General features: G+C 61.8%; 26 protein-coding genes and 4 pseudogenes. 20 read left to right on the plus strand and 10 right to left on the minus strand.

Going from position 1 to position 24,339, the window contains the following annotated elements:
- Window positions 1-36 precede the first annotated feature (36 nt).
- A complete protein-coding gene (locus tag ACOCG7_RS03985) occupies window positions 37-1,365 on the plus strand; it encodes an Nramp family divalent metal transporter (protein WP_310125544.1) in 1,329 nt (442 codons plus the stop codon).
- 151 nt (window positions 1,366-1,516) lie between these two features.
- On the opposite strand, the gene flhC is transcribed toward ACOCG7_RS03985, so the two are convergent.
- From flhC to ACOCG7_RS04005, 4 genes are all read right to left on the minus strand, one after another.
- A complete protein-coding gene (gene flhC, locus ACOCG7_RS03990; RefSeq protein WP_073430148.1) occupies window positions 1,517-2,086 on the minus strand; it encodes a flagellar transcriptional regulator FlhC in 570 nt (189 codons plus the stop codon).
- A 14-nt stretch (window positions 2,087-2,100) separates the two neighbouring features.
- On the minus strand, window positions 2,101-2,421 hold the full coding sequence (flhD, locus tag ACOCG7_RS03995) for a flagellar transcriptional regulator FlhD (RefSeq protein WP_073430147.1): 321 nt from the start codon (window positions 2,419-2,421) through the stop codon (window positions 2,101-2,103).
- A 690-nt stretch (window positions 2,422-3,111) separates the two neighbouring features.
- Window positions 3,112-3,648, minus strand: coding sequence for a GNAT family N-acetyltransferase (locus tag ACOCG7_RS04000; protein ID WP_083082464.1), 537 nt, complete (start codon window positions 3,646-3,648; stop codon window positions 3,112-3,114).
- Between the two features lie 83 nt (window positions 3,649-3,731).
- A complete protein-coding gene (locus ACOCG7_RS04005; RefSeq protein ID WP_421376912.1) occupies window positions 3,732-4,625 on the minus strand; it encodes a helix-turn-helix domain-containing protein in 894 nt (297 codons plus the stop codon).
- A 116-nt stretch (window positions 4,626-4,741) separates the two neighbouring features.
- Between ACOCG7_RS04005 and ACOCG7_RS04010 the strand changes: the two genes are divergently transcribed.
- The 5 genes from ACOCG7_RS04010 to ACOCG7_RS04030 all read left to right on the plus strand — a co-directional run bounded on the left by ACOCG7_RS04010 (window position 4,742) and on the right by ACOCG7_RS04030 (window position 6,943).
- Window positions 4,742-5,110: a nuclear transport factor 2 family protein gene (locus ACOCG7_RS04010; RefSeq protein ID WP_154871999.1), complete on the plus strand. Its 369-nt coding sequence runs from the start codon at window positions 4,742-4,744 to the stop codon at window positions 5,108-5,110.
- Window positions 5,111-5,138: 28 nt separating this feature from the next.
- Window positions 5,139-5,489, plus strand: coding sequence for a hypothetical protein (locus tag ACOCG7_RS04015; protein ID WP_227470546.1), 351 nt, complete (start codon window positions 5,139-5,141; stop codon window positions 5,487-5,489).
- 76 nt (window positions 5,490-5,565) lie between these two features.
- On the plus strand, window positions 5,566-6,027 hold the full coding sequence (locus ACOCG7_RS04020) for an RbsD/FucU family protein (RefSeq protein WP_073430143.1): 462 nt from the start codon (window positions 5,566-5,568) through the stop codon (window positions 6,025-6,027).
- Between the two features lie 148 nt (window positions 6,028-6,175).
- Window positions 6,176-6,607 carry a DoxX family protein gene (locus tag ACOCG7_RS04025; RefSeq protein WP_073430142.1) on the plus strand — a complete coding sequence of 144 codons (432 nt, stop codon included), beginning with the start codon at window positions 6,176-6,178 and terminating at the stop codon, window positions 6,605-6,607.
- A gap of 63 nt (window positions 6,608-6,670) precedes the next feature.
- Window positions 6,671-6,943 carry a hypothetical protein gene (locus ACOCG7_RS04030; RefSeq protein ID WP_073430141.1) on the plus strand — a complete coding sequence of 91 codons (273 nt, stop codon included), beginning with the start codon at window positions 6,671-6,673 and terminating at the stop codon, window positions 6,941-6,943.
- A 139-nt stretch (window positions 6,944-7,082) separates the two neighbouring features.
- Here the strand turns inward: ACOCG7_RS04030 and ACOCG7_RS04035 are convergent, their stop codons facing one another.
- Window positions 7,083-8,387, minus strand: a complete 1,305-nt coding sequence (locus ACOCG7_RS04035; protein ID WP_421376916.1) for an MFS transporter — start codon at window positions 8,385-8,387, stop codon at window positions 7,083-7,085.
- A gap of 402 nt (window positions 8,388-8,789) precedes the next feature.
- On the opposite strand from ACOCG7_RS04035, the pseudogene ACOCG7_RS04040 reads away from it, so the two are divergent.
- From ACOCG7_RS04040 to ACOCG7_RS04055, 4 genes and pseudogenes are all read left to right on the plus strand, one after another.
- Window positions 8,790-9,213: pseudogene (locus ACOCG7_RS04040) on the plus strand (response regulator transcription factor); the annotation flags it as partial.
- A gap of 398 nt (window positions 9,214-9,611) precedes the next feature.
- A complete protein-coding gene (locus ACOCG7_RS04045) occupies window positions 9,612-9,962 on the plus strand; it encodes a hypothetical protein (protein ID WP_083082456.1) in 351 nt (116 codons plus the stop codon).
- Between the two features lie 173 nt (window positions 9,963-10,135).
- A complete protein-coding gene (locus tag ACOCG7_RS04050; RefSeq protein WP_114163811.1) occupies window positions 10,136-10,573 on the plus strand; it encodes a response regulator in 438 nt (145 codons plus the stop codon).
- 476 nt (window positions 10,574-11,049) lie between these two features.
- On the plus strand, window positions 11,050-11,967 hold the full coding sequence (locus ACOCG7_RS04055; protein ID WP_083086813.1) for a LysR family transcriptional regulator: 918 nt from the start codon (window positions 11,050-11,052) through the stop codon (window positions 11,965-11,967).
- Between the two features lie 256 nt (window positions 11,968-12,223).
- Here ACOCG7_RS04055 and ACOCG7_RS04060 read toward each other — a convergent pair whose 3' ends face one another.
- Both ACOCG7_RS04060 and ACOCG7_RS04065 read right to left on the minus strand, forming a co-directional pair.
- Window positions 12,224-13,261, minus strand: a complete 1,038-nt coding sequence (locus tag ACOCG7_RS04060) for a phage integrase central domain-containing protein (RefSeq protein ID WP_347143373.1) — start codon at window positions 13,259-13,261, stop codon at window positions 12,224-12,226.
- A 50-nt stretch (window positions 13,262-13,311) separates the two neighbouring features.
- On the minus strand, window positions 13,312-13,509 hold the full coding sequence (locus ACOCG7_RS04065) for an excisionase (RefSeq protein WP_114163809.1): 198 nt from the start codon (window positions 13,507-13,509) through the stop codon (window positions 13,312-13,314).
- A gap of 48 nt (window positions 13,510-13,557) precedes the next feature.
- On the opposite strand from ACOCG7_RS04065, the pseudogene ACOCG7_RS04070 reads away from it, so the two are divergent.
- The 9 genes and pseudogenes from ACOCG7_RS04070 to ACOCG7_RS04110 form a co-directional block, all read left to right on the plus strand.
- Window positions 13,558-14,025, plus strand: a pseudogene (locus ACOCG7_RS04070) (DnaB-like helicase C-terminal domain-containing protein); the annotation flags it as partial.
- A 3-nt stretch (window positions 14,026-14,028) separates the two neighbouring features.
- Window positions 14,029-15,087 carry a helix-turn-helix domain-containing protein gene (locus tag ACOCG7_RS04075; RefSeq protein WP_421376920.1) on the plus strand — a complete coding sequence of 353 codons (1,059 nt, stop codon included), beginning with the start codon at window positions 14,029-14,031 and terminating at the stop codon, window positions 15,085-15,087.
- A 14-nt stretch (window positions 15,088-15,101) separates the two neighbouring features.
- Window positions 15,102-15,962: a hypothetical protein gene (locus tag ACOCG7_RS04080; protein ID WP_421376922.1), complete on the plus strand. Its 861-nt coding sequence runs from the start codon at window positions 15,102-15,104 to the stop codon at window positions 15,960-15,962.
- Between the two features lie 342 nt (window positions 15,963-16,304).
- Window positions 16,305-16,868: a MarR family transcriptional regulator gene (locus tag ACOCG7_RS04085; RefSeq protein WP_421376924.1), complete on the plus strand. Its 564-nt coding sequence runs from the start codon at window positions 16,305-16,307 to the stop codon at window positions 16,866-16,868.
- Window positions 16,869-16,902: 34 nt separating this feature from the next.
- Window positions 16,903-18,345, plus strand: a pseudogene (locus ACOCG7_RS04090) (terminase gpA endonuclease subunit); the annotation flags it as partial.
- A 58-nt stretch (window positions 18,346-18,403) separates the two neighbouring features.
- Window positions 18,404-18,979 (plus strand): annotated as a pseudogene (locus ACOCG7_RS04095) (phage late control D family protein); the annotation flags it as partial.
- A 94-nt stretch (window positions 18,980-19,073) separates the two neighbouring features.
- Window positions 19,074-19,535 (plus strand): hypothetical protein, encoded by a 462-nt coding sequence (locus tag ACOCG7_RS04100; protein WP_114162730.1) that lies wholly within the window; start codon window positions 19,074-19,076, stop codon window positions 19,533-19,535.
- Complete coding sequence (locus ACOCG7_RS04105) at window positions 19,532-20,083, plus strand: glycoside hydrolase family 108 protein (RefSeq protein ID WP_421376926.1); 552 nt, start codon at window positions 19,532-19,534, stop codon at window positions 20,081-20,083. The genes ACOCG7_RS04100 and ACOCG7_RS04105 overlap by 4 nt, the downstream gene beginning before the upstream one ends.
- 53 nt (window positions 20,084-20,136) lie before the next feature.
- Entirely contained in the window at window positions 20,137-20,706 is a 570-nt protein-coding gene (locus ACOCG7_RS04110; protein WP_421376928.1) for a hypothetical protein, read from the plus strand.
- Here the strand turns inward: ACOCG7_RS04110 and ACOCG7_RS04115 are convergent.
- The 3 genes from ACOCG7_RS04115 to ACOCG7_RS04125 form a co-directional block, all read right to left on the minus strand.
- Entirely contained in the window at window positions 20,675-20,950 is a 276-nt protein-coding gene (locus tag ACOCG7_RS04115) for a hypothetical protein (protein WP_421376930.1), read from the minus strand. The genes ACOCG7_RS04110 and ACOCG7_RS04115 overlap by 32 nt on opposite strands.
- 162 nt (window positions 20,951-21,112) lie before the next feature.
- Window positions 21,113-21,460: a hypothetical protein gene (locus tag ACOCG7_RS04120; protein ID WP_347143367.1), complete on the minus strand. Its 348-nt coding sequence runs from the start codon at window positions 21,458-21,460 to the stop codon at window positions 21,113-21,115.
- The gene (locus ACOCG7_RS04125) at window positions 21,457-22,134 is read right to left on the minus strand and encodes a glycoside hydrolase family 73 protein (protein ID WP_421376933.1); all 678 of its coding nucleotides are present in this window, start codon (window positions 22,132-22,134) and stop codon (window positions 21,457-21,459) included. The genes ACOCG7_RS04120 and ACOCG7_RS04125 overlap by 4 nt, the downstream gene beginning before the upstream one ends.
- A 108-nt stretch (window positions 22,135-22,242) precedes the next feature.
- Between ACOCG7_RS04125 and ACOCG7_RS04130 the strand changes: the two genes are divergently transcribed.
- The gene (locus tag ACOCG7_RS04130; RefSeq protein ID WP_347143366.1) at window positions 22,243-23,034 is read left to right on the plus strand and encodes a DNA adenine methylase; all 792 of its coding nucleotides are present in this window, start codon (window positions 22,243-22,245) and stop codon (window positions 23,032-23,034) included.
- The last annotated feature ends 1,305 nt before the right edge of the window (window positions 23,035-24,339 follow it).

A 24,339-nucleotide genomic window follows, 5' to 3' on the forward strand; every position in this document is an offset into this window, starting at 1 on the left:
GCGCCGCGGTTTATCCCCCTTCAAGAGATTGCCGACTTGCAGTTCAAACTCCCGACTACCGCAACGGCGCCGTTTTGCCCATCCGAGGTGCAAGGCTCGGTCGCCGTCTCGCAAGGCGCGCCTTTCTGGAAAAAAATCCTGCAATTCGCCGGCCCCGGCCTGCTCATCTCGATCGGCTACATGGACCCGGGCAATTGGGCCACCGATATCGAAGCCGGATCGCGCTACGGCTACAGTCTGCTGTTCGTCGTCATGTTGTCGAGCCTCGCGGCGATGGTGCTGCAATGCCTGAGCATGCGACTCGGCATCGTCACCGGGCGCGATCTTGCGCAGTTGTCGCGAGCGCGTTATTCGCCGGGCGTGGCGCGCGTTCAATGGCTGCTCGCCGAGGTGTCGATCGTGGCCTGCGATCTGGCCGAAGTGCTCGGCGGCGCGCTCGCCTTCCATCTGCTGTTCAAATGCTCGCTGACCACCGGCGTCTTGCTGACCGCGTTCGATACGCTGATCGTGCTCGGCCTCAAGGGCAAGAACTTCCGCGACCTCGAAGCGATCATGCTCGGCCTGATCGCGACCATCGGCGTGGGGTACGTCATCGAATTGGCGCTGGTGCAGCCGCACTGGCCGTCGGTCGCGCAAGGGTTGATTCCGTCGTGGGAGGCGCTCAGCAGCCGCGAGCCGATGTATCTCGCGATCGGCATTCTCGGCGCGACCGTGATGCCGCATAACCTCTACCTGCATTCGTCGATCGTGCAGACGCGCGCGGTGAAGCGCGACGCCGCGAGCATCGGGTCGGCGATCGGCATGTCGCGCATCGATACGATCGTGTCGCTGGTGCTCGCGCTGCTGATCAACATGGCGATCCTGATTCTCGCCGGGGCGGCGTTTCATGCGACCGGCCACGATCAGGTCACCGAGATCGAAGACGCTTACACACTGCTCGCGCCGATCGTCGGCACCGGTTTGGCGGCGGTGCTGTTCGCCGTCACCTTGCTCGCCTCGGGACAAAGCTCGACCTTCACTGGCACGGTGGCCGGGCAGGTCATCATGGAAGGCTTTCTGAACCTGAAAATTCCGTGCTGGCAACGGCGCTTCATCACGCGGGCGCTCGCCTTGATCCCCGCGCTGATCGGCGTGCAGATGATGGGCAACGGCGCGGTCGGCAAACTGCTGGTCGCAAGCCAGGTGGTGTTGAGCCTGCAATTGCCGTTCGCGCTTTATCCGCTGATCCGCATGACCAGCGACCGTTCGCTGATGGGCGAATTCGCCAACAAGCTGCCGACGCGGCTACTGGCGTGGATGCTGTTCGTGGCGATCAGCGCGGCGAACTTGTGGCTGGTGGTGCAGACGGTTGGGCTGGTGGATTGAGGCGGTGCCGGGGCGGCTTGAGGTGGTAGCCGCGGGGGTGCCGGTGGCTGTGGCGGTGGAAGTGACAAAAAAAGTCCGCTCGTAACGGCGGACTTTTTTCTCAGGCTTCGGTTCGAGTCGGGCGGACCAGCCCTTCTCGATTCAGTTCAGCTCAGGCGGCTTGCGCGATCTGCGCTGCATCGAGCGCTTCCTGGCGGGCCGCTGCGGCTTTCTTCGTCTTGCCCGCGCGCGACGGCGGCTGGCACGCGCCGCACACCACGTTGTGTTGCAAATCGTGCTTGTGCGCGACGAACTTGCCGGTGCAACGGCAGCATTTGGTCAACTGCAGAATGTCGGCGTCGAAGAAACGCACCAGCGTCCAGGCGCGCGTCAAATCCAGCACCGGTTCGGTTTCGCTGTGCTTGCAGTGTTCGAGATACAGCCGGTAGCCCTTGGTCAGCGCATCCAGATGCGAGCAACGCGCTTCGTTCTTCAGGAACAGGTACGTGTTGTAGAACAACGATGCGTGGATGTTCGCCAGCCACGTCATATACCAGTCCGCCGAGAACGGCAGCATGCCCTTGGGCGGCGATACGCCCTTGACCTCGCGGTACAGGCGAATCATGCGGTCGCGTGAGAGCGTCAGTTCGCTCTCCAGCACCTGCATGCGTGCGCCGAGTTCGATCAGCGCGATGGCGCGGAATACTTCTTGTGCGTCTTCCGTCAGGCTACGCTTGAGCATCGCAGTCACCTCGATTAAGCGAACTGCTCGGCGGGCTGGCCCGCAAGCAGGATTGCCGCGTGAGTCGGTGCAACTGCTGCGTGCTTCGTGGTTTGCGTCAACGCCGACAACATGGCGTGGTCGTTGAAGCGGAAGAAGCACAAAAGTTGATCGGAAGCGGCCAGCTTGACGACCTGCGCGAGCGACAGCCCGCCAAGCAGATCGGCCAGTTCCGATGACAGTCCCAGCCGGAACATCCCGACTGCTTTGTCCTCGCGCAACATGCGCTGCGCAAGCATGATGTACGACAAGTTGATCTCGCGGATTGAATCCAGCGTCTCGCTGCTACGGTCCATTTTCTCTGTTTCCGAAGCCCCGAATTACCATGCCGGCTTTTTGCCGTTTTCTCTTTTATGCCTCGCCGGAAACGATGACCTCCGGCTACATGTCTTGATACAGATGGCGACTTTTTGATACATCGCGTTACATTTCGTAACAGCTTGGGACGAATTGTATGAAGGGCAAAACAAGAAATCAATCCCTTCTCGAAAAAATATCGCTAAAAAGATACATCAATTTCAGGTAATTTTTTCACGGGCTCGTAATAGAAGCCGTTATGCACATTTTTGGGTTGGGGCGGCCTTCGTCTGGTCCCTGAAAACCCTTATAGAACAGGACTTGTAAGCTTTCGTCTGAGCACACGACAAGTGTGGGGCGATCTCGCCGATTTAAGCGCGCCTGGAAAAGAAAAAGCAGAAGGGCGATCTGCTGAGATGTAATAAATACCGCACGTTTTCGGAGGTGGGGGACAAATCACAGATGTAACAGATCGTCGCGGCCCTCGTTACAAACCAGGCCGAGTTTGTAACTTTTTTCGTAACATCGTGGGCCGGCCGGTCGAACCCGCTCGACTGCGGGGCCGGGAACAGCGGCCGCATCGGCCGTCCATGACGGGCCGTTCGCCCTGGCCTGGATGTCAGCCGTAGCCGGTCTGTTAGGGCAAGAGGAGGTCAGATCACGCGCCGCCGGTTCGAGACAGCGACGGCTCACATGAACCGCGCCATCAAATCGGCGTCGTGAAACACGCCGTCGACATTCAGCGCGTCGACTTCGCATCCGTATATCCGAAAGCCGAGCGACTCGTACAGCTTGCGCGCCGCCTCGTTGCGGCTGCCGACCATGAGTTGGACTTGCCGCAAACCTTCTATTCGCGCCGCACGCGCCAGCAACTCGTCGAGTAGCGCGCGCCCAACGCCACGCCCAGCGGCTTCCGGCGCGACGTACATGCCGACCACGGCGGCTTTGTGCCGCTCCTTGTCGCGCGGGTTGCGCCGCATTCCAACCACGCCGACGAGCGGTGCGCCGGCCGATGCGTAAGCGCCCAGCAGAAAATCACCGTCGGCCGCGCGCGAACCTTCCAACATGGCGTCGTGTTGCGCCGCACCTCTTGCCAGCGCGTCCGCGTAGCTTTGGCCGAATGATTCCGGATGCGCCTTCAGTCCGCGCAGGCGAAGTTCGAAGTAGGCGTCGCGGTCGGCCAGTCCGAGTTGGCGTATCAGCACGGCGTGATTGTTCAAGTGCATCTCCGTGGACGGTTGTTCGAATCGGGCGGTCGTGACCGGCGCGCATTGCCCGGTTTCGGCGGTGTTGCGGGATCAAACCACGACTAAGGCGCCGCCTGGGCGCGCTGGCTTTCGGCAAACTCGCGCAACGCCGCCGCGGTGTGCTGGTCGGCTGGAAAAAACGCTTCGATCGCAAGCTCCGATAGCGTCACGTCCACCGGCGTACCGAATACGGTGGTGGTGCTGAAAAACGACAGCAGCCCGAGCGGCGTGCGTAGCCGCAGCGGCACGGCAATCTGATTGATGGCCGGGTCGGGGTCGATCGCCTCCGCACCAGGCGGCGCGGGATAACCCGCCAACTCGTCGCGCAACGCGCTCAGCGTGTCGTCGCCGCTTACGTCGATCTGACGTTGCAGCCGGGCCAGCACGTGTTCCCGCCAGGCATGCCAGTTGACGATGGAAGCCGCGATCCCCTCCGGATGCAAGCTCAGGCGCAGCGCATTGACCGGCGGCTTCAGCAGCTCCGCGCTTGCGCCCGCCACCAGAGGCGCGAGCGCGCTGTTGGCGGCAAGGATGGTCCAGTGACGGTCGATGGCGAGCGCCGGATACGGCTCGTGCCCCTTGAGCACCAGTTCGACGGCCTCACGCGCGGCGGCCAACTGGGGATCGGTGAGCGGACGCTCACGGAACAACGGCGCATAACCCGCCGCGATCAGCAGCGCATTGCGTGCACGCAGCGGCACGTCGAGCCGTTCCGCCAGATGCATGACCATCTCCCGGCTCGGCACCGCGCGGCCAGATTCGACGAAGCTCAAATGCCGCGTCGAAATATCGGCCTCGGCGGCGAGCAGCAACTGGCTCATTCGTCGCCGCTGCCGCCATTCGCGCAGCAGATCGCCGACCGTGCGGCTGGCCGTCGGCGGATTCGACGGGGCGGTTTGCGCAAGAGAGAGCGTATTCATGCCAACGATGATAGCCAAGCCGCGCTGGCAATCCATTACCTCGCACGTAATCGACGCGCCGCGCGCGAGCCGCCAATCTTCACTCCGAGCCCGCCGCATACAACGTGTTTGCCGAGCGTAGTGCTCAGTCGCTACCTATGAAGGAGTCTGAGATGAATGCGCATACCGATCTGATCGACCGTTATTTCGACGCATGGAATGAAACCGATGGCGCGCGCCGTCGCGAGTTGATCGCCGCGACGTGGGCCGCGGATGCCGACTATCGTGATCCGCTGCTGGCGGGCGCGGGCCACGACGGCATCGACGCGATGATCCGCGCGGTGCATGAACGCTTCCCGCATCACACGTTTCGCCGCACGACCGAGGTCGACGGCTTCGCGAACCGGCTGCGTTTTTCCTGGGAACTGACCACGCCCGCGGGCGAGGCGATCGTCAAGGGTTCCGATTTCGGCGTGGTCGATGCGCATGGCCGCCTGCAGGCGGTCACCGGTTTCCTCGATCAGGTGCCGGCCGCCGCCTGACCGGCGTCATCTTTTCACGGAGACGATCATGCCTGAACCCGCTGCCGCCACAGCTATCCGAACCGTCATCGCGTTCGCGCGCCTGTCGTGCGCCGTCGACGCGTTGTGCAGCGCCATCGCCGGTTTCGCCTTGCTCGCCGGCGCGCGCGCGTTCACGTTCACCGCCTTGCTCGCGTGGCGCGAGCCGGTTCTCGGCGGCGTGGGCCTCGTGCTGCTGGCGTTGGTCGGCTGGCTGCGGTGGCGGTGCGGCGTCTCGCGCGGGTTTGCGCGGATGGACGCAAAGTTGCTTGCTACAATCGATCGCCGGAATGCAATCGGCGGCGCTGTTCCGTTCTCGTCGAGCGCCGGTCGTATCGGCGAGACCCGAACGCGGGCGTGAAGCGGTCGCTGCGTAAAGAATCGACTGTTGTTTAAAACCGGGCGGCCAGCCGCCAATCGAACTACAAGGAGACACCGTGCTGAAGAATCTCGACCCGCTGCTGAATGCCGATGTGCTGCATGCGCTGCGCTCGATGGGCCATGGCGACGAACTGGTGATTTGCGACGCGAACTTTCCGGGCGATTCGGTCGCCCGCGAGAGTGTGCTCGGCAACCTGCTTCGCCTCGACGGCGTGAGCGCGCCGCGCGCGATTCGCGCGGTGCTGTCGGTGATGCCGCTGGATACGTTCATCGAACACCCCGCCTCGCGGATGGAAGTGGTCGGCGAGCCGCAGACGATTCCGGCGGTGCAGCGCGAGGCGCAGACCGAGGTCAATGCCGCGGAAGGGCGCGAGGTGCCGTTTGCGTCGATTGAACGGTTCGCTTTTTACGAGCGGGCGCGCAAAGCCTATTGCGTGATCGCCACGGGCGAGGAGCGCGGTTATGGTTGCTTCGTGTTCACCAAGGGCGTGCTGCTTGCGCCGGATGCGCCTCGGTAATCGCCTGCGCTCCAATACGGCGGGCGCCGCGCCGCTCGGCCCCGCCCGAGCTTGGAAAAGGCGGGTAATGCACATATCCTCAGGTGCAAGGCGGGGAACTGCGGCAACCTGACCGGGTCTGCTGCTTATTCATTTATAGGAGCTTCTCATGGCGCGTCCCGTCGATTCCGGCGTTATCCTCATCGCACGTATCGCCCTTGCCGTGCTGTTTCTGTGGGGCGGTGTGATGAAACTGCTGGGCTATGCGGGCTTCGTCGGCTACCTGCATTCGAAGGGCGTGCCGTTCGTGCAGATCGCCGCGCCGATCGCGACCGTGGTAGAGGCGCTCGGCGGCCTCTTGCTGATCGTCGGCTTCAAGGTGCGTCCGCTTGCCGTGATCATGGCCGTCTATACCGTGGCGACAGCGGTGTTGGGCCACGATTTCTGGAACGTCACCGATCCGGCTTTGCAGCGCGACATGGTGATCCATTTCTGGAAGAACATCGGAATCGCCGGCGGCTTCCTGCTGCTGTTCGTGACCGGCGCGGGCCGTATCAGCATCGACGGCGCACGTGCGCCGCGCGGCGGGCTGGGGCTCTGATACGGAGCCCGGGCGGCGGGCGCCCGCCGCCATCGATTCTGGCTGCAACCAAGGGAGCAAACAATGATTCAGAGTTTCGAGCAAACCATTGGCGGCAAGGTGATGCAGTTGTGCGCGAGCCTCGGCGAAGGGCCCACGCCTCATCGGGTCATCATCAGCCTGGCTGATTCGGCGAAAACACTCGTCGTGCTGGATGCGTCCGGCCTCATCGGCACGCTCAAGGCGGAGATCGAGGAGCCCGACAAGCTGATCGCCGATGCGATCACGAAGGCGCAAAGCGAAGGGCTGATCGAACGCGCGATCGATACCGGCACGATTCAGGAAGCGTCGCTGTAAGCCGCGGCGCGGCGCAGCGGTTCTTTGGCCGCTCCGTCGTGTTGCCGCAGCCTTGCCATTGAAAAACGACCCCCGCGATGCGCGCGCATCGCGGGGGTCGTTTTTTCACGGGTCAAGTCGCGTCGACCGCCAGCCCCGCTCAGCGAGCTTGCGGCGCTGCGTCCTTGATAAACAGCGTGGTCAATGCGCCGAGAATGCAGATCGCTCCCACATACAGCGGCGCGGCCATCGGGTTGGACTTCATCATCAGCGAGACGGCGATCGGCGTGAGGCCGCCGAACACCGCATAGGCGACGTTATACGAGAACGAAATGCCCGAAAACCGCACGACGGGCGGGAACGCCTTGACCATCACGAACGGAATCGCGCCGATCACGCCGACAAACAGGCCGGCCACGGCGTAGAGGGGCACCAGCGCAGACGTATCGACGGCGAGTTGCTGGAACATCACGTAGTACGTGACCGCCAGCGCGAGTCCGCCGATGAAAATCGCGCGACCGGCGCCGATGCGGCCGGCGATCGAGCCCGCCATCACGCAGCCGATCGTCAGGCACAGCGTCGCCACGCAATTCGCCAGCAGCGCGGTGGCCGGCGCGACATGAAACTGCTTTTGCAGCAGCGTCGGCGTCATCAGAATCACCACGACGATCGCGGCCGACAGCATCCACGTGAGCAGCATCGAGACGATCACGGCGCGGCCGTGGTCGCGCAGCACGGCCTTGAGCGGCACTTCGGCGGCGATCGCCTTGCGCTGCTTGAGTTCGGCGAAGACCGGCGTTTCATGCAGCCAGCGGCGCAGGTAGACGGAGAACATGCCGAACACGCCGCCCACGAGGAACGGCAGGCGCCACGCATACGCGGAGATCTCCGCCGGCGCGAAGTTGCGGTTGACCGCCGAGGCGATCAAGGAGCCCAGCAGGATGCCGGCCGTGAGACCGGCCGTCAGCGTGCCGCATGCATAGCCGATATGCCGCTGCGGCACGTGCTCGGAGACGAACACCCAGGCGCCCGGCACTTCGCCGCCTACCGCCGCGCCTTGCATCACGCGGAACAGCAGCAGCAGCACCGGCGCCAGCACGCCGATGCTCGCGTAGGTCGGCAGTAGGCCCATCATCAGCGTGGGCACCGACATCAGCAGCACGCTCAGCGTGAACATGCGCTTGCGGCCGAACAGGTCGCCGAAGTGCGCCATGATGATGCCGCCGAGCGGCCGCGCCAGATAGCCCGCCGCGAAGATCCCGAAGGTTTGCACCTGGCGCAGCCACTCCGGCATCGCGGCCGGGAAGAATAGCTGACCGATCGCCGGCGCGAAAAACACGAAGATGATGAAGTCGTAGAACTCGAGCGCTCCGCCGAGGGCGGCGAGGCCGAGCGTTTTGTAATCGCTGCGCCCAAGAGGGCGTGGGGTGACAGCCTGCGCTCCACCCAGATTTGTCGCTTGCATTGCTACGTCGTTGTCTTGAATGGTGAGCCACACGTGGCGCGTGGAAATACGGCGGTCGTCGGGCGAGAAGTGTGGTAGGCGCTGGGTAGAGCACGGGACACCGGCGCGCCGGCCCGGATAGGGGGCGCGATGACGACTTTGGCCAGGCGGGGATTTTACAGGATGAAAGTCGCCCGCCTCGGGAAGGGCTTAATTCGATTGAGAAAAGTTCCACGGGGACGGGCGTTTTCGCCACCGGGTTCCGGCTCTGCGCGCTGGGAAACGTCGCGGCAGCTTGTAGGAGTTGCGGGATGGAGTTGTCGGGCGGCGTCGATAGATATGTAAATTAGGATTGTTCCTATGGGATGGAACGGGCCTGCCTCTGAGAATCGCGTCCGAGCTATCAGTTAAGAGTCATCCCCCATGCGCATTGCCATTCTTCAGCGTGACCCGGTCATGCGTCAGTCCATCGAAACAGTTCTTCTCAGCGCGGGCCATACGTGCATGGCCTACGACGACGGCCTTGCCATGTCGAAAGCGCTCGCCCGTTCCACCGTGGATCTGCTGGTGCTGGACTGGCACGGCACGCGCCTGTCCGGTGCGGAGGTGCTGAGGTCGGTGCGGGCGGTCGGCGGCGACCGGTTGCCGGTCATCTTCGCCTCGCGGGAGACGTCGGAGGAAAGCATGGTGCGAGCCCTCTCCGGTGGCGCGGACGATTACGTCGCGTTGCCGCTGCGCCCAGCCGAGTTCCGGGAGCGCGTCGGAGCGCTGCTGCGGCGCGCGTATCCCGATCGCTCCAGCGTGGCGAGTTTCGACGTGGGGCCGTACCATTTCGACATTTCCCGTCGCCCGCAAAGCCTTACCCAGCAGGGGCTGTTTAATATTTGTTCAAAATTCGTTCAAAACTCCCAGTTCCGATTCGCTGCGCTCGGGAGTGGTTTGTGGGCGTTGCGGAGGCCTGCTCTGCGAATCTGATTGGTGTGCGTCGCCGTCCGGCCATTTACTGCCGTTTGCCAAGTTTCGTGGATCGGCGAGTGAACGTCAGCTTCCGCCGAGCTACCTGACAGTCGCACCTTGACAAGGTAACGACATCATTGGCGGAGGATAATGTGGTGGGTCCCGAGCAAGCCGACGCTGTTGACAAGGTCGGGCCGGGCATTTTGGTAGGACCCTTGGTCGCATTGCGACCGACCTGGTGACGTAGACTACGAGGCACGGACTCAACCGGCGCGACACCGAACACGGATGATCTATTTGAGCAACCTTGACGACCAGGCCCGCGCTGAACTGCTCTGCTACCTGGTGGTGGGGCAGCTGGTCGCGCGAGCGCGCACAAGCGGTTGGATGCGAACCGTTCATGTTGAGGAGTTGCTGAGCATCTGGCTAAACGGCAACGGAGCCCGAGCCGACTGGACGGACTGCGTTCACCTCGGCGCCCTATCGGAAAAGGTAGCACTGGGTTTTGCAGGGTTCCCCATGTTTGCAGATTCGTATTTTCTCGCGCAACTGTTCACCGATGGCTGGCGGTTGGACTACTGGTCACCAGTTGTCTGCAAGATCTATGCAGCCTGCGAAGACGAGTTGCAGCGGAGCTAGGCCTATTTAATCGCAGCCGCGCGGCCTCACAAACCCCACATAGCGACCGGATGGACGCCATTCGAGGTTCAGGGGGAGATTCTGTGCTGACTCTCGGGATTTCAAAGAACCGAAGCGACGTTCGGGGCGGCATAGCAGTTGCTGAAAAAAGGGAGCCTCACTGGGCTCTCGCTATGTCTATCATCCTGATTGTTGACGATGACCCCGATTCGTTGTGGCTTCTTCAGGTTGCCTTGGAGGGACGGGGCCATCACGTTGTGCTCGCGGGCGATGGGCAATCGGCGCTGGAAATGGCAGGTCATTGCCTTCCTGATGTAATTGTCACCGACTGGAACATGCCGCGCATGGACGGGGACGTCTTATGTGAGCAGCTGAAGTGTTATCCGGCACTGGCCTTGATTCCGATCGTCATGACGTCGGCGCGGTCGCCGCCGTTAGATAGAACTGGACTATGGAATTTTTTTCTCCGCAAGCCCGTAGATATCGAAACGCTCGCCGCGACGGTCGATTCTCTCGTGACAAAGCGCCTGGGGAATAACTCGATTCGGTCGCATTGCGGGGCCGCGCCGCTATGCAGGTGGCCTGCGGAAGCTCTCAAGTACTGGGCCTAGCACCGCCGCGCTTGAGGCCGCGCGAACCGACTATTTCAAGCGACTTCTGGCATCACTCGAACGTGTCTACACCTTGGGACCGGTCATTCACCACGCTCGGCCCGAAGGGCCGCGATGGGTCGCGTGCCGCCGGCCGCCCGAGGCCTTCGAGGCGGGCGACGTATGCCAATTGCATAAGACGGGAATCGGCCAGTTTGAGACATTCGACACGGTCACCTAGGTCGTTGACAATTCGACGGGTGTGACTCCCGTTATGCGCGGCAGTCACGCAACAGTATGCCAACGGTGTCAAATAGCTTAGACTCGCGCACCGTTGCGGGCCCTGTCGATTCAATTGGCCGCGGCTGTGCAGCCGAGAGAATTTGCTTGCAAGACTGCATCAATCCTGTCCTGAACCGCCCCCGAGTGAACCCATGCATAAGAGCGCGAAAGCGCTGCTGCAAATTGTTAGCAATACCTTGAGGACGTAAGCTCCTATGGCGATAAGCCTTTCGTTTGAAGTTCTTGAGGTTTTGGACGCGATCGACCGCACCGGCACATTTGCTGAAGCGGCCGAATCGTTGCATCGCGTTCCTTCGTCCCTCACGTATCTCGTGCAGAAATTGGAGGGCGAGATCGATGTCGAGCTTTTTGATCGCAGCGGCAGACGAGCAAAACTCACGCAGGCTGGTCGTTTTCTTGTCAATGAGGGGCGTCAGCTTCTGCGGACCGCCCGGGATCTGGAAGTCAAAACGAAGGGGATACAGGACGGCTGGGAATCTGAGCTGCGAATATGCCTGGATGCTATCTTGCCCTCCGCAGCGTTGTGGTCACATGTCCGCGCTTTCTATGATCTAGAGATGGTTACCCAGTTGCGCCTTTCCACCGAGGTGCTTGGGGGGGTATGGGACGCGCTGGTTACCCAGCGCGCCGACCTGGCCGTGGGCGCATTTGGCGAGCCGCCGCATGCGTCCAATATCGCAGCCCGGCCAATCGGCACGCTCCGTCACGTGTTCGTCGTTGCACCAGACCACCCACTCGCCGATTTCCCAGAGCCGTTGGATAGCGGGGTGATCGCAAGATACCGGGGTGTTGTTATAAGTGACACATCTCGCCAATTGCGACCTCAATCCGTGGCCAAACATAACGGACAGATCGTAATTGTCGTCCCGACACTGGGGGCCAAGGTTGAAGCATTGTGCGAAGGTATCGCTGTCGGAATGCTGCCCGATCGCGTAGCGGAAGGGCCGATACGCGAAGGGAAACTCGTGGTGCGACGCGTTGTGGGCGTGCGCGAATACACAAATTGCTACCTGGCCTGGCGCGAAGACAAAATAGGGCATGCTTTGGAATGGTGGATAGCACAACTAGACAAGCCCGATCTGGTTGAACGATTTTTTGGGAAGTTGGGTTAGATTGCACGCCTTCTGTTCAACGTCGGATCGCCCTGCATTGCCCCAGTCAAACCTTTGGACCCTTTAAGGGTGCGTCTTTGCTTCTGTTCATGTGCCCCATTGAGTAACGGTGCGCGGTTGCGCGCGCTTGCGGGGTGTCCGTTTTTTGAAGATTTGGCCGTCCCTTGTGGGTCGAAGTGGGACCCTAGATGCGGCACAATCATGGTTCACCTGTGTGACGATCGATATGCGTCTGATACCAGCGCCCTTACCCCGGTCACCTTTTGCTGATCTTCACCTTCAGAGGTTCAAGGCCACGTGAATTTGCATACAGGTCAGCAATCGCGTCTGTCATATGCCCGAGTAGCGCTTTGGTGTCGACGCCGCCCTGTTCCATGTAAAGTCGTTTCGTCAGACTGCGCATTTCGTGGAAGGTCGGCGCGTCGTCGCCCGTGATGCCGGCGAGGTCGCGTGCTTCCTTGAATTTCGACGTGAAGGTCTTGATCTTGATCGCAGCGCCTTTGGGCGCGTTTACGTTTGGCCTGATGTGGTGGACCAGGTATTTGCTGACGATCCCCGTGGACCTGCAGCGCGCGATTACGTCGGCGAGCGACATCCCGAGCACGTCCATGCGCAATTCAAGCGGGATCGCGATGCGTACGCCGGTCTTGCCACGCGTCAGCACTGCATGGCCGTCCTGTTGGAAGCTGCGCTCCCAGCGCGCTATCGTGGAACGGTCCTGCCCGGAAACAAGTGCCAGCAGCATCGCATTTTGCAGCCATAGAGCCACCTGCGGCGCCTTCTCGTAGATCGCCTGGAACTCCTCGAACGTCAGTCGTCGGCGCTTCACCGTAACTTTTGCCTTGTCGGTGGCGTCGGCAGGGTTCCTGTCCATCCAGCCAAGTGCCATCCCTCGGCGACACACGGCGCGCATGCGACTGCGGATGTGAACAGCCCATTGCATTTTGCCGCGCGCTTCCACCTTCTCCAGCATGTCGGCGACGTGTTTCGTCGTCAGGGCCGCGCACGGGACCTTCCCGATCTCGTCGCGAATCGCGGAATCCACGTACTTCCTGTGGCGCACCGTCTCGGGCTTTGCCTTGCCAACGGGCATCTTGTCCAATAGATCGCCGATAGTCTCGCGCGGCGTGTCCAGCCGTTCAGCAAGGCTCGTTGCTACTTTGCCAGCCACTACCTTGGCGTTCGCCTCCTGCGCTTCAAAGATCGCGAGTGCGAGGTCGATGCGCCCGAGGACATACGTCTTCCCGTCACGCGGGTCGCGCCAGGTGTAATAGCCAGGGCGTGGTTCGTGCATGTTGGCCGGCCAGTTGGCACGGCGCCGAATGCGTGGTCGTGCTGCCATAGTTATTGTGGAATTCGTTGTGCAAGACGTGGGCGAACCGTGCCGTCCTGAAAGACCGCGTTCTGTTCGACGTAGTAAGAGCGCCCGACCTTGATCGGCGTGGGAAAGATTTTTCCCGCGTTGATCCAAAGGCGCGCTGTACGGATCGCCGGCGGAGGATCGAACTCGCGTTTCAGCCACTCATCCAACCTGATTTTCATTTCACCTCCTAATGTTTGCGTATGGTTTCGAGAATTTGCTGTGCTGCTGCGGTTACGCCTTCAACGCTCAAGGGCCGGCTGCGCAGGCTGCACCGCGAGTGCGGGCGCCTGGGCGTTGTCGTCGTCGACTACCTGCAACTGATGTCGGGCGATGGCGGCAACTCGGACATGCGCGCGGCGGAGGTGAGCGAGATATCGCGCTCGCTCAAACAGATTGCGACCGAACTGCGCGTGCCTGTCGTCGCGCTGTCGCAGCTGAACCGCGGCCTCGAGCAACGCCCGAACAAACGTCCTGTCATGTCCGATCTGCGCGAGTCGGGCGCGATCGAACAGGACGCCGACGTCATCCTGTTCATCTATCGCGACGAAGTCTACAACCCCGACAGCGCTGATCGCGGCACTGCGGAAATCATCATCGCGAAGCAGCGCAACGGGCCGATCGGCACCGTGCGACTCGCATTCCAGAACGCAATAACCCGGTTCGAAAACTTTGCCGACCCGGGCTCAGGATATTGATCTATGACCACCGTGTCCCCTTTCTTCACCTGGCGCCGTGCGATGACGGGCAGTGAACTGCCGTCGACCACAAAGCTGGTGCTGTTCGTGATCGCCGAATACACCAATGCGATGGACGACACCTGCTGGCCGTCTGTCGAAACGATCGCCGAGAAGGCGAGCCTCTCGGAGCGTTGCGTCAGCAATCACCTCGAGGTCGCGGAGCGCAACGGATGGCTCACGCGCTGGAAGTCGCGCAGGCCGACGCGTCGCTGGGCGCATGCGCACTACCGACTCTCAATCCCGGCGGACGTCGCGCGCCGTCAGCGTGATGCCATTGATTTCGATCTCGCGGACGATGCCGTGATGTTGGGCAATCCGGAATCACGTTCAGGTAACCCTGGGGAGTTAGATGAACGTGGTTCCGAAGTTGCACAGGAAACGAGCAATCCGGAACCACATTCCGGTAACCCCGCGGAACTGGATGAACGTCGTTCCGAAGTGCCCGGCGCGGAGCCCCTGCAGGCAGTGAATCCGGAAAGTTACCGGAACCACGTTCCTACTAATAAACCAGTAAACAGAAATACAAGTAAACCCTCTCTATCTCAACCCTTAGCGGTTAACGAAGCTAAGGACGTTCAGAGAGAAAAACAGGACGAAGCGGATTTATCGCTTGAGCGTTGGATGTTCGAGCGGATTCGGACGCGCCTGCACGATTTCCCCAAGCCGGACATGAGTCAATGGGCGCGTGACGTCGACGATATTCAGCGCGTCGATGGTCGTAGCCGGGAGGACATCGCGCGGCTGTTTGGGTGGGCGAACCGTGACAGGTTCTGGGCGAAGGTCATCACGTCGCCAGCGCGTTTGCGAAAGAACTGGGAGGAGTTGCGCCGTCGTCGCAACGACGCGCTGATTGCCAGGCCCGCAAATGCGACATCGCAAACCGTGAGTGCGGCTGACGATCGGGTCTGTGCTCACGTCGAAAACGGTTGCCGCTGCACGCATGCCGCCACGACCATCATCGGCGCCGGCTCGACGCGGCGCGGCTATTGCCGACCGCACATCGGCCAGTACGAAGACTGAGGACCGGGGGAACCATGTACGAAATCGAATTGAAAGAGCAGGTCGGTGTAGCCATCAATCCGCGCTCGCAGACGGCCGACCCGGTCGGCGACGTCGCGTTGAAGATCGGCGCGCTCGCCAGGGTCGACGAACTCGGCGCATTGCTGCTGCGTATGAAATACGGTGACGACAAACGCCGGTCGGGGTTGCATCGCGCGGTGCTGCTTCTCGCGAAGCGTGAGCGTTCGAGCGTGCGGTTCCGGCGCGGAAAGTACATCGCGTTCAAGCGCGAGATTCGCGAGGCCCCGCACGCGACGCCGCAATCTCCGATGGGCGATGTGATCGAGCGATTCTCCGCGGCTGTGCTCGAAGCGTGGCTCGATGACATGTGCGGCGCGTGCAGCGGGCGCGGCAACGTCGGTGGCAAGGAAGGTGTTGAGTCGGGCACCGCTGCTTGCGGCAAATGCGGCGCGACCGGCAGGGTTGCAGTCGGTAGCCATGTCACGCCATTCTGCTCATGGCCGCATGGAGTCGCGCGCGACGAACCGGTGAAGCGAGGCCAGCGTTATGAAGCGCCGACGACTGGTTTGCCCATTTGCGAATTGATGACGCGGACAGAGTTTGATGGATGTCCGGCGTGCGCCGGCATTGGCCGGATCGTAACCCGGGCGAAGTCGGTGTCGCGTCAGGTCTGCCGCGTGTGCAGTGGCACCGGCAAGCGCTGGCAGATTCCGGCGCAGCGCGCGCACGCAATGCAGGTGTCGCTCGGCCAGTATCAGGCCCACTGGCATGAGCGGTTCGAGGCGTCGTTGCGCATGCTGGCGGCGCTCGACGAGTGGACGGATCTGCAACTGCGTCGTGAGCTGCGCGCAAAACCACTTGCGAATCCAAAATGATTCGCATAGACTCCGTTTCCAATGAAGTTCGCTGGCACCGCGCGTTAGTCGTGCAGCCCTTTCGAGACACAACAACAATAAGTGGAGCTCGTTAGGTACGGCGGGTCCGCTCGCCTGAACAAAACGAAACGAATTCCCAAAGCCCTGAGTGCGCAAGCCTCGGGGCTTTTTGCATTGGACCTTCCAAAAGGCGCAGTCATCGGCCCGGATAGCCCGCCCAGCAAGGCTTTGAGCCAGATGCGGCAAGGCCGCGACGCAGCCGGGGACCCTATAGCAGTTCTGGACACGGGGGCTCGCACCCGCGTTTTTTCTCTACTGGTGATTCCCCAGGGGGGCATATTCATGCCAACCCAACAGCAGATCGCCGACCACCTGGACCTCGACCAGTCGGCAGTTTCGCGCCTCGTCGACAAGCTCGGCATCGACTACCGGCAGGCATCGATCGACGAGATCCGCGTCGAGTACATCCGGCATCTTCGTGGTATCGCGTCTGGTCGGGTCGGCGACGGCGGATACGACCTTGCCACCGAGCGCGCGATGACCGAGCGTGTGGAGCGCGAGATCAAGATCCTTACGCTCGCGGAGAAGAAGGGGCAGCTCGTCAACGCAGAGCAGCTGGAACGCGCCTATGGCCAGATGGTCGGCGCGTTCCAGTCGGACCTGCTGTCGCTGCCGGACAGGATCGCGCAGGAGATGCGCACGCTCTATGGGGTCGACGTCGATGTCGAGTTGTTGAATGAACACATCAATGGATGTCTCGAGCAGCTGGCTGGATACGACCCAGACCGTGCGCGCAGTGATCCGGCGCCTGGCGAAGCTGCTGACGCCGGCCGAGAAGATCGGGACGACGGACTGGGCGAGGCGCTATCGCCGTTTGAGCGCGAAGGCGGCAGCGAGCCCGGGTAAGTACAACCCGGACATCACGCCGTGGGTGCACGGTATGCACGCCGCGCTCGACGATCCGCGCGTGCAGAAGGTCGTATGCATGAAGTCCGCACAGGTGGCATGGACCGATGGCGTTCTGCTGAACTACGTCGGGCGACGTATCGACATCGATCCGTGCCCGATGATCATCATGTTCGCGAAGGAAAAGTCGGCGAAAAAATTCAACCTCGAGAAGTTCGAGCCGATGGTCGAGGTGACGCCGCGCCTGTCCGCGAAACTGCCCGTGCATGCGGGCCGTGACAAGAACAACCTGTGGGACCACAAGACGTTCGCCCGAGGGTTTCTCAAGTTCATCACGTCGAATGCACCGGATGATGTGAAGTCGACTCCGGCGCCCGTGGTTGCCGTGGAAGAGCCGGACGACGCGAACCAGAACGTTCGCGAGCAGGGCGATTCGATCACGCTGCTCGAGGAGCGCAACAAGAGCTACTCCGACAGCCGCCGCAAGGTGATTTTCGGCGGCACGCCGACGATCGACGGTTTCTCGCGCATCGCGCAGGCTTATGAGTCGTCGGACCAGCGCCGGTATCTGGTGCCGTGTCCCGATTGTGGCGAGGAGCACGAGCTGGCCTGGGACAATGTGACGTGGTCCGAGAATGCCGAGGCGCCGCATGAGGTGTTCGGTCTGGCAACGCCCGCGTCCGCACGTTACGCCTGTCCGTTCTGCGGCAGTCTGTGGGACGACACGGCGCGATTTCGCGCAGTGCGCCGCGGCCGGTGGGTCGCCACCGCCGCCTTTCACGGCGTCGCCGGCTTCCGTCTGAACGAGCTCGTGTCGCCCTTTCCCGGCTCGCGCCTCGCGGAGCTCGTGAAGAAGCGGCTCGTCGCGGAAAAAGCGCTGCGCGCGGGCGACGACACGAAGATGCGCTCGTTCGTCAACAACACCGAAGGCCGCCCGTACCGATACGAGAGCGATATTCCGGAGATCGATCTGCTCGCCGAGCGTGCGCTCGACTATGACGTCTTCACCGTGCCGGCCGGCGCACTGGTACTCACCGCCGGCATTGACGTGCAGCACGACCGGATCGCGATCGTGCTGCGCGCGTGGGGCCGTGGCGAGGAAAGCTGGCTGGTGCTGTGGGATGAAATCTACGGCAACGTGCTCGAGCAGGGCACCGATCCGATGGTCGGTGGCGTATGGGGCGCACTGACCGATCTGATCACGCAGGGCTACCGGCATGCGAACGGCTGGGTGCTGCGCGTGAAGGCGGCGTCGATTGACTCGTCGGATGGCTCGACGTCGGATGCGGTCTATCGCTATGTGCGCGTCGCGCAGAAGCGCGGCATCAACATCATGGCGATCAAGGGCGCGAAGCAGATCGATGCGGAAATATTCAGCGTGCCGAAGGCGCCCGTCGACTCGGTGCGTAACAACAGCAAGGCGGCGAAGTACGGTCTGCGGCCATACATGGTCGGTGTGAGCAAGGCCAAGGATCTGATTCTCGATAACCGGCTCAAACTCGAAGATGACGGCGCCGGGCGCCTGCACTGGTACCGGGGCGACGGCGACGGTGAAGGCGGGCAAGCTGATCGTCGTGGGACGTGGCGCCGGCCGGAGCGTGAGCGGCAAACCGCTGCCCACGATCACGCTCACGCCCGACATGCTGCTCGATTACGAGATCACGTTTCCCGATCGCGCGAGCTTTGTTGCCGTGCGCACGAAGGTCCATGACGCGAAGACCGGCAGGAAGATCGATCTGACGATCCCGAACCCGGATGCGCCGCCTGGTGCAGCGGCGGTGCACACCGAGCGGCATGCGTTCGCGAGCCCCGAGGCCGCGAAGGCGGCAGCGAACGCCCGCCTGCAGAAGCTGAATCACCATACCGCGAAAAGCACGATGACGATGACCGGCCGGGCGGACTTTGCGGCCGAGAAGACGGTGACGCTCAAGGGCTTCAAGAAGGAGGCGGACGGCGACTTCCTGATCGAGTCGGTGACGAACACCTATGCGGGCCGCAGCTGGGAAACGCAGGTCGAGCTGAATGCCGGCAACCGGGGCAAGGCGAAGGTCGGGCACGGGAAAAAGAAGGGCAGGAAGATCAGTCTCGTGGTGCCGGCGCCACCGCACTGACACGATCGACGGAAGATAACCACTAGCATCACCACAAACCGCCCGCGCCCGCATATGGGACGCGAGGCGGTTTTTTTATTGAACGGACGGCCCGATGGGTGAACAGCACAACAACGATCTGGCGGTGCAGATCGCGCGTTTCGGCGAGCAGCTGCGCAGCGTCGCGGCAAGCCTCGAGGACATCAAGACGTCGGTGCAGCCGGTCGCCGCGCTCGATCGTGCGCTCGCGCAGATGTCGATCCACAACCAGAACGCGCGCAAGGACATCGAGCTGCTATGGGCGCGTGTCGATGAGGGGAAGAAGGAACGCGATGCGCTCGAGGCGCAGATCGGCGACGTCGACGACCGGGTGGCGGCGATGAAGAACACGGCGAGGGGCGCGATGTGGGTGCTCGGGATCGTGCTCGGCATCGTGCAGACGTTCCTCGTCGGCTCGATCGTGTGGGTGTTCACCCATATCAACGAAGGCGACATCCTCAACCGGTTGCAGCAGCAGCGCCTCGAGGTGCTGGAACAGACCATGACGCGGGAAACCAGACAGGGAACGAAACAATGACACTTGACGAAAAAATCGATGCGCTGATCGGCCGCGAGGGCGGCTACTCGAACAATGCGCTTGATGCCGGCGGCGAGACGATGTGGGGCGTGACTGCCGCGGTCGCCCGCGCGTTCGGCTATACCGGCGCGATGCGCGACATGCCGCGACCGACCGCCGCGCAGATCTATCGCAGCCGCTACTGGCAGCAGCCGAAGTTTGATCTGGTCGACGCGGTCTCGCCGGCGCTCGCCGAGAAGCTGTTCGATATCGGCGTGAACGCCGGGCCGGCGACCGGCGTGCGCTTCCTGCAACGTGCGCTGAACGTGCTGAACCAGAACCAGCGTGCATTCGCCGATATCGCCGTCGACGGCGGCATGGGCGCCATGACGGTCGCGGCGCTGAAAGCTTTTCTCGCCGCGCGGGGTGCGGACGGCCATCGGGTGCTGCTGGGCATGGTGAGCGCGCAGCAGTCGGTCTATTACATCGAGTGCGCCGAAAAGCGCGTCGAGAACGAGACGTTCGAATACGGCTGGCAGCTCAATCGTGCACTGGGGGTGAGCGCATGATGGATGTCCTGAAAACGGTCGCGCCGTGGCTTGTCACGGCCTTGACGGGCGGGGTGCCGGGCATCGCGGCAATGGCCGCCTCGGCGATCGCCGGCAGGCTCGGTCTGGCGGATGGTTCGGTCGACGCGGTGAAGACCGCACTGACCGGCCAGCAGATGACGCCCGAGCAGCTGCTCGCGCTGAAGCAGGCCGACGACGATTTCGCATTGAAGATGCGGCAGGCGGGTTTCACGCATGCGGAGAACATGGCCGGCATCCAGGTGCAGGCCGACCGGGTGGCGGCCGACGATCGTGCGAGCGCCCGCAACTTTGCGGCGGCAGAGCACGACCATACGGCGCGTAATCTGGCCTATATGTATACGGTCGCGCTGTTTGCGGTGATTGGTCTCGAGTTCCTGCTGGCGGCCAGGCAGGTCCGGCTCGACGACGGCGTGATGCGTGCGCTCGATACCCTGTTCGGCATTCTGATCGCGATGGTGCTCGGCTCGAAGGAATACTTCTTTGGCTCGTCGTCGCGTGCCGACAGGCAGGCTGCGGCGATCACCCAGTTCGCGGTGTCGCCGGACACGGTGGTGGCGCGCTCGGATGCGCTCACGAGCCGGCCGGATAAAGCGGCGGGCTGAGCTCGCCGCTTGCAGTGGCGGTGTCTCCATCCCAGTGCTCATCGATCCAGGCGACCGCCCAGGCACGGCCGAAGGCCTCAGCTGACCATTCGTTGTCAAACTGGCCGAGATCAATGGCCTCAAACGTCTCGCCGTCTCTTTCGTCCCTGCGAGGCGGACGGCTGATGCGGACGCGCGCGAAGAATTTTCCAATCGAAAAATCAGGCGTCGCGTCGATCGTGTAGACCTTGTATGCGTGCAGCATGATTCCCTCCTTATCAGGATACGAATCTAGGTCACCAGTTCGAAAAAATAAAGGGGACTCGTGGTGCGCACAACGGATTGAGCGTATCCGGCCCGTCGGTATCAACTGGTCGCAGGTGCCGCCGACATTGAAGGTATTGAACGCCGGGGAGCAGTACGCGCCTCAATTCTTTGCGGATCTTCTGAGCGGCAGGTACTGCTCGCTGTCGTACGCGGTGGTGAGCGTATAGCCGTCGCGTTTGCGGATCTTCAGGAAGAACAGGGTAGGCGAGACGCCGGCGGCACCGCCGCAGGCCTGGGTGTGGTTTTCGCGCACCCGCACCAGAAAGTATTCGCCCTTGTCGGCGGTATCGAAGAGCAGGCATTCGGTCCTGTCTTCCGAGAGCCCGTAGGTGCGCGTGATGTCGGCCGCACGCGCGGCTGCGTCATTGTCATCTGCCAACGGTTGCTGGGCCGCGCACGCCTGCGTGCAGACGATCAGCGCTGCCGTGATGACCGCGCGGCGCATCATGGCGCGGTCCTGCGCGCGTCGTATTGATCGAGCTTATGCGCACGGATGATGGCGTTGAGCTTGACCGCGTAAGACGGATCCGGCGCATAGCCATTGCGGGCGAGTGCGTTGGCGAACTGCGAACTGCGGGTATAGAGAAAGCACGACCGGAAACGCGGGTTGTTGCGGAGCATCTGCGCGTAGTCGTCGGCGGCCTCTTCATAGCTGCCGTAGGCGCGGAACGCATCGTCGATCCTGATCGCCTGGCCGTTGATCACTTCGTGAGTGGTGAACGTGGTGCTGTCGCCGCTGGGCGCGCGGCCCTTGACGCCGAAATAGGCGTTGCCGACGACCGACCTTCCCCAGTTGCTCTCAAGTGCAGACTGGGCGATGACGACGCCTGCGGGCACCTGGTACCTGCGCTGCACTTCCTGCGCGGCGGCCAGATGGGTATCGATGAATTGCTGCACGTACGCCGGCGCCACGTGGGGCTTCGGCTGGTGCCGCGTCGCGGCATGATGGTGTGTCGACGGTTGCGCCATGACCAGGCTGTTCCTCGTCCGAAACGGGAGATCCAGCATGCCACACGCGCGTATCACGGGCAATCGGCCGCCCGATGCGCGCAGCATAAAGTTACTTTGATCGCGCTTCGTGGCGCGGGAAAAGACAGGGCGACCGGGATGATGTTCGCGCATTTCTCCCGGTCACCTTTCCACTGAACACGCCAGTGAATTAGCCAGGGCCCTGCTACCTACCGGTAGGCGGGCCGAATTCTAACCGAAAAAGAAAAGGCAATTCCAGATATGGCAACTCCCATCGTTCCATGGATCGGCGGCAAGCGCCGCCTTGCGGACCATCTCATCCCGCGGTTCCCTGAGCATGAGTGTTATGTCGAGGTCTTCGCGGGCGGGGCTGCGCTGTACTTCATGAGGCCGCCAGCGAAAGTCGAGGTGATCAACGACATCAACGGCGAGCTGGTGAACCTGTACCGCGTCGTGCAGCATCACCTCGAGGAGTTCGTGCGCCAGTTCAAGTGGGCGCTCACCAGCCGGCAGGTGTTCAGATGGTTGCAGGACACGATCCCGGAAACGCTCACCGATATCCAGCGGGCGGCCCGCTTCTACTACCTGCAGCAGAACTGCTTTGGCGGGAAGATCGAAGGGCAGTCGTTCGGCACGGCGACGACCACACCACCGGGGCTAAACCTGCTGCGGCTCGAGGAGACACTGTCAGCCGCACACCTTCGCCTGTCCAACACGTTCGTCGAGCGGCTCGACTGGAAGGCGTGTATCGACAAGTACGACCGGCCGCACACGCTGTTCTATCTGGATCCGCCGTACTGGGAGACTGAAGGCTACGGCGTGCCGTTTCCATACTCCGAATACCTTGAGATGGCAGCCCGTCTGCGATCGCTGAAGGGCAGGGCGATCGTGAGCCTCAACGACCATCCGGACATCCGTCGGGCGTTCGAGGGGTTTCACATCGAGACGGTGGATATCAGGTACACCGTGGGCGGTGGAGGGCGGGAGGCTGCGCGAAAGGAGGTGATTATTTTCAGCTGGGATGATGCGGCACAGCCGGCGGGACTCTTCTAGCTTGGAGCGATTGCCGGAGTCCTTGTCGAGGGCTCGGGTGTAACCTTTCCGGTGATTCGAGTCCGGCCTCCTCATATAAGAATCAATCCGATTGGATGCCAAACAATGCAAGGCTCGTGCGAATCTCACAACACCATTTCGACATCAAAGCTCCTTCGCACGCACCTCTCCGGGATAACTTGAATAGCTAAATTGTTAAATTTGCTGGCGATTCGAGAAAGGCAGTTTAGTGCTTGGCTATTCAGGGCGCATGCTCAGCACCGTGCTGGCTGCGGCGACGGCGATCGGGATTGGAATTATGCTTTTTGATGCTGCAGATTGTTAACGGTTGAAAAGTTCGCTGCGGGCGAGTTTCTCTAGACAAATTAAAAGCCCTATGTGAGAGTGCATCCTGCACTTACGGAACCTTCCGTCCTTACCGGAACCCACTTTCAACCAAGTGGAGGCAAAGATGGCCCAAATAAGCGCCGTTGTTCAATTGGTCAATAAGACAAACCACGATCTGTCGCTTGATCCCAATGACTGTTCTCTTGGAGCTGGAGAGTGGGTGACCAGTCCACCGGAGTCCATTCCGGCTCAATCTACTGGCGAGTGGGAATCAGAGTCAGAAGACGAGCAGGGTGGGACGCACGGACGCTGCAATTACATTATTCAAGACGGATCTGATGCCCAGGTCGAACTATTTTGGGCCGTCCCATCTTTGGGGGAAAATAGGGCAACATCTGATGTGAATGATAGCGGTATTTACGTCTGTACACCGCCTAATCCTGGCTCATATAACGGAGACAATCCCACGATGGTGTTCACCTTGAGGGAATCAAATTAGGAGGTTGAAAGAGATGGGCCAAGCACCGTCATACGTGAAGGGCGCGTAGATCTGGATCGGTACGCCGAAACGCCTCGCGTACCTGGGGCCCATCCTCTCAAGCGAGCGACCTGCTTTGGAGCAGATGACATAGTCGGCGGCCTCGCCGGCGAGCGTCGCGAGGGCTTCTGTACGCACGCCGTCGCCGGCGAGAATCCCTATCTGACCAGGCCTTACGCCTGTCATTCCACCCCTGACCTATCGCCGGCCGGCAAAATACCCAGCAAAAGTAACTTGAACGGCTCAGTACGACCCATCCCCGTCGTTCGATACGACGTCACGTCAAGGGCAGCTTCCAAAGGTACAGCGGTCGTTCGGTGTCGGCACCATAGCCCGCAGAGTGTTGGCCGGGCAACAGTAACCTTGGAAGGTTGCGCCGATAGTTCTCAAGCACGTGAGCAAAGAATTCACCGGTCTATATGAATCAACGTTTCTCTCCA

The sequence above is a fragment of the Paraburkholderia sp. DD10 genome (assembly GCF_049177125.1).
Classification (GTDB): domain Bacteria; phylum Pseudomonadota; class Gammaproteobacteria; order Burkholderiales; family Burkholderiaceae; genus Paraburkholderia; species Paraburkholderia terricola.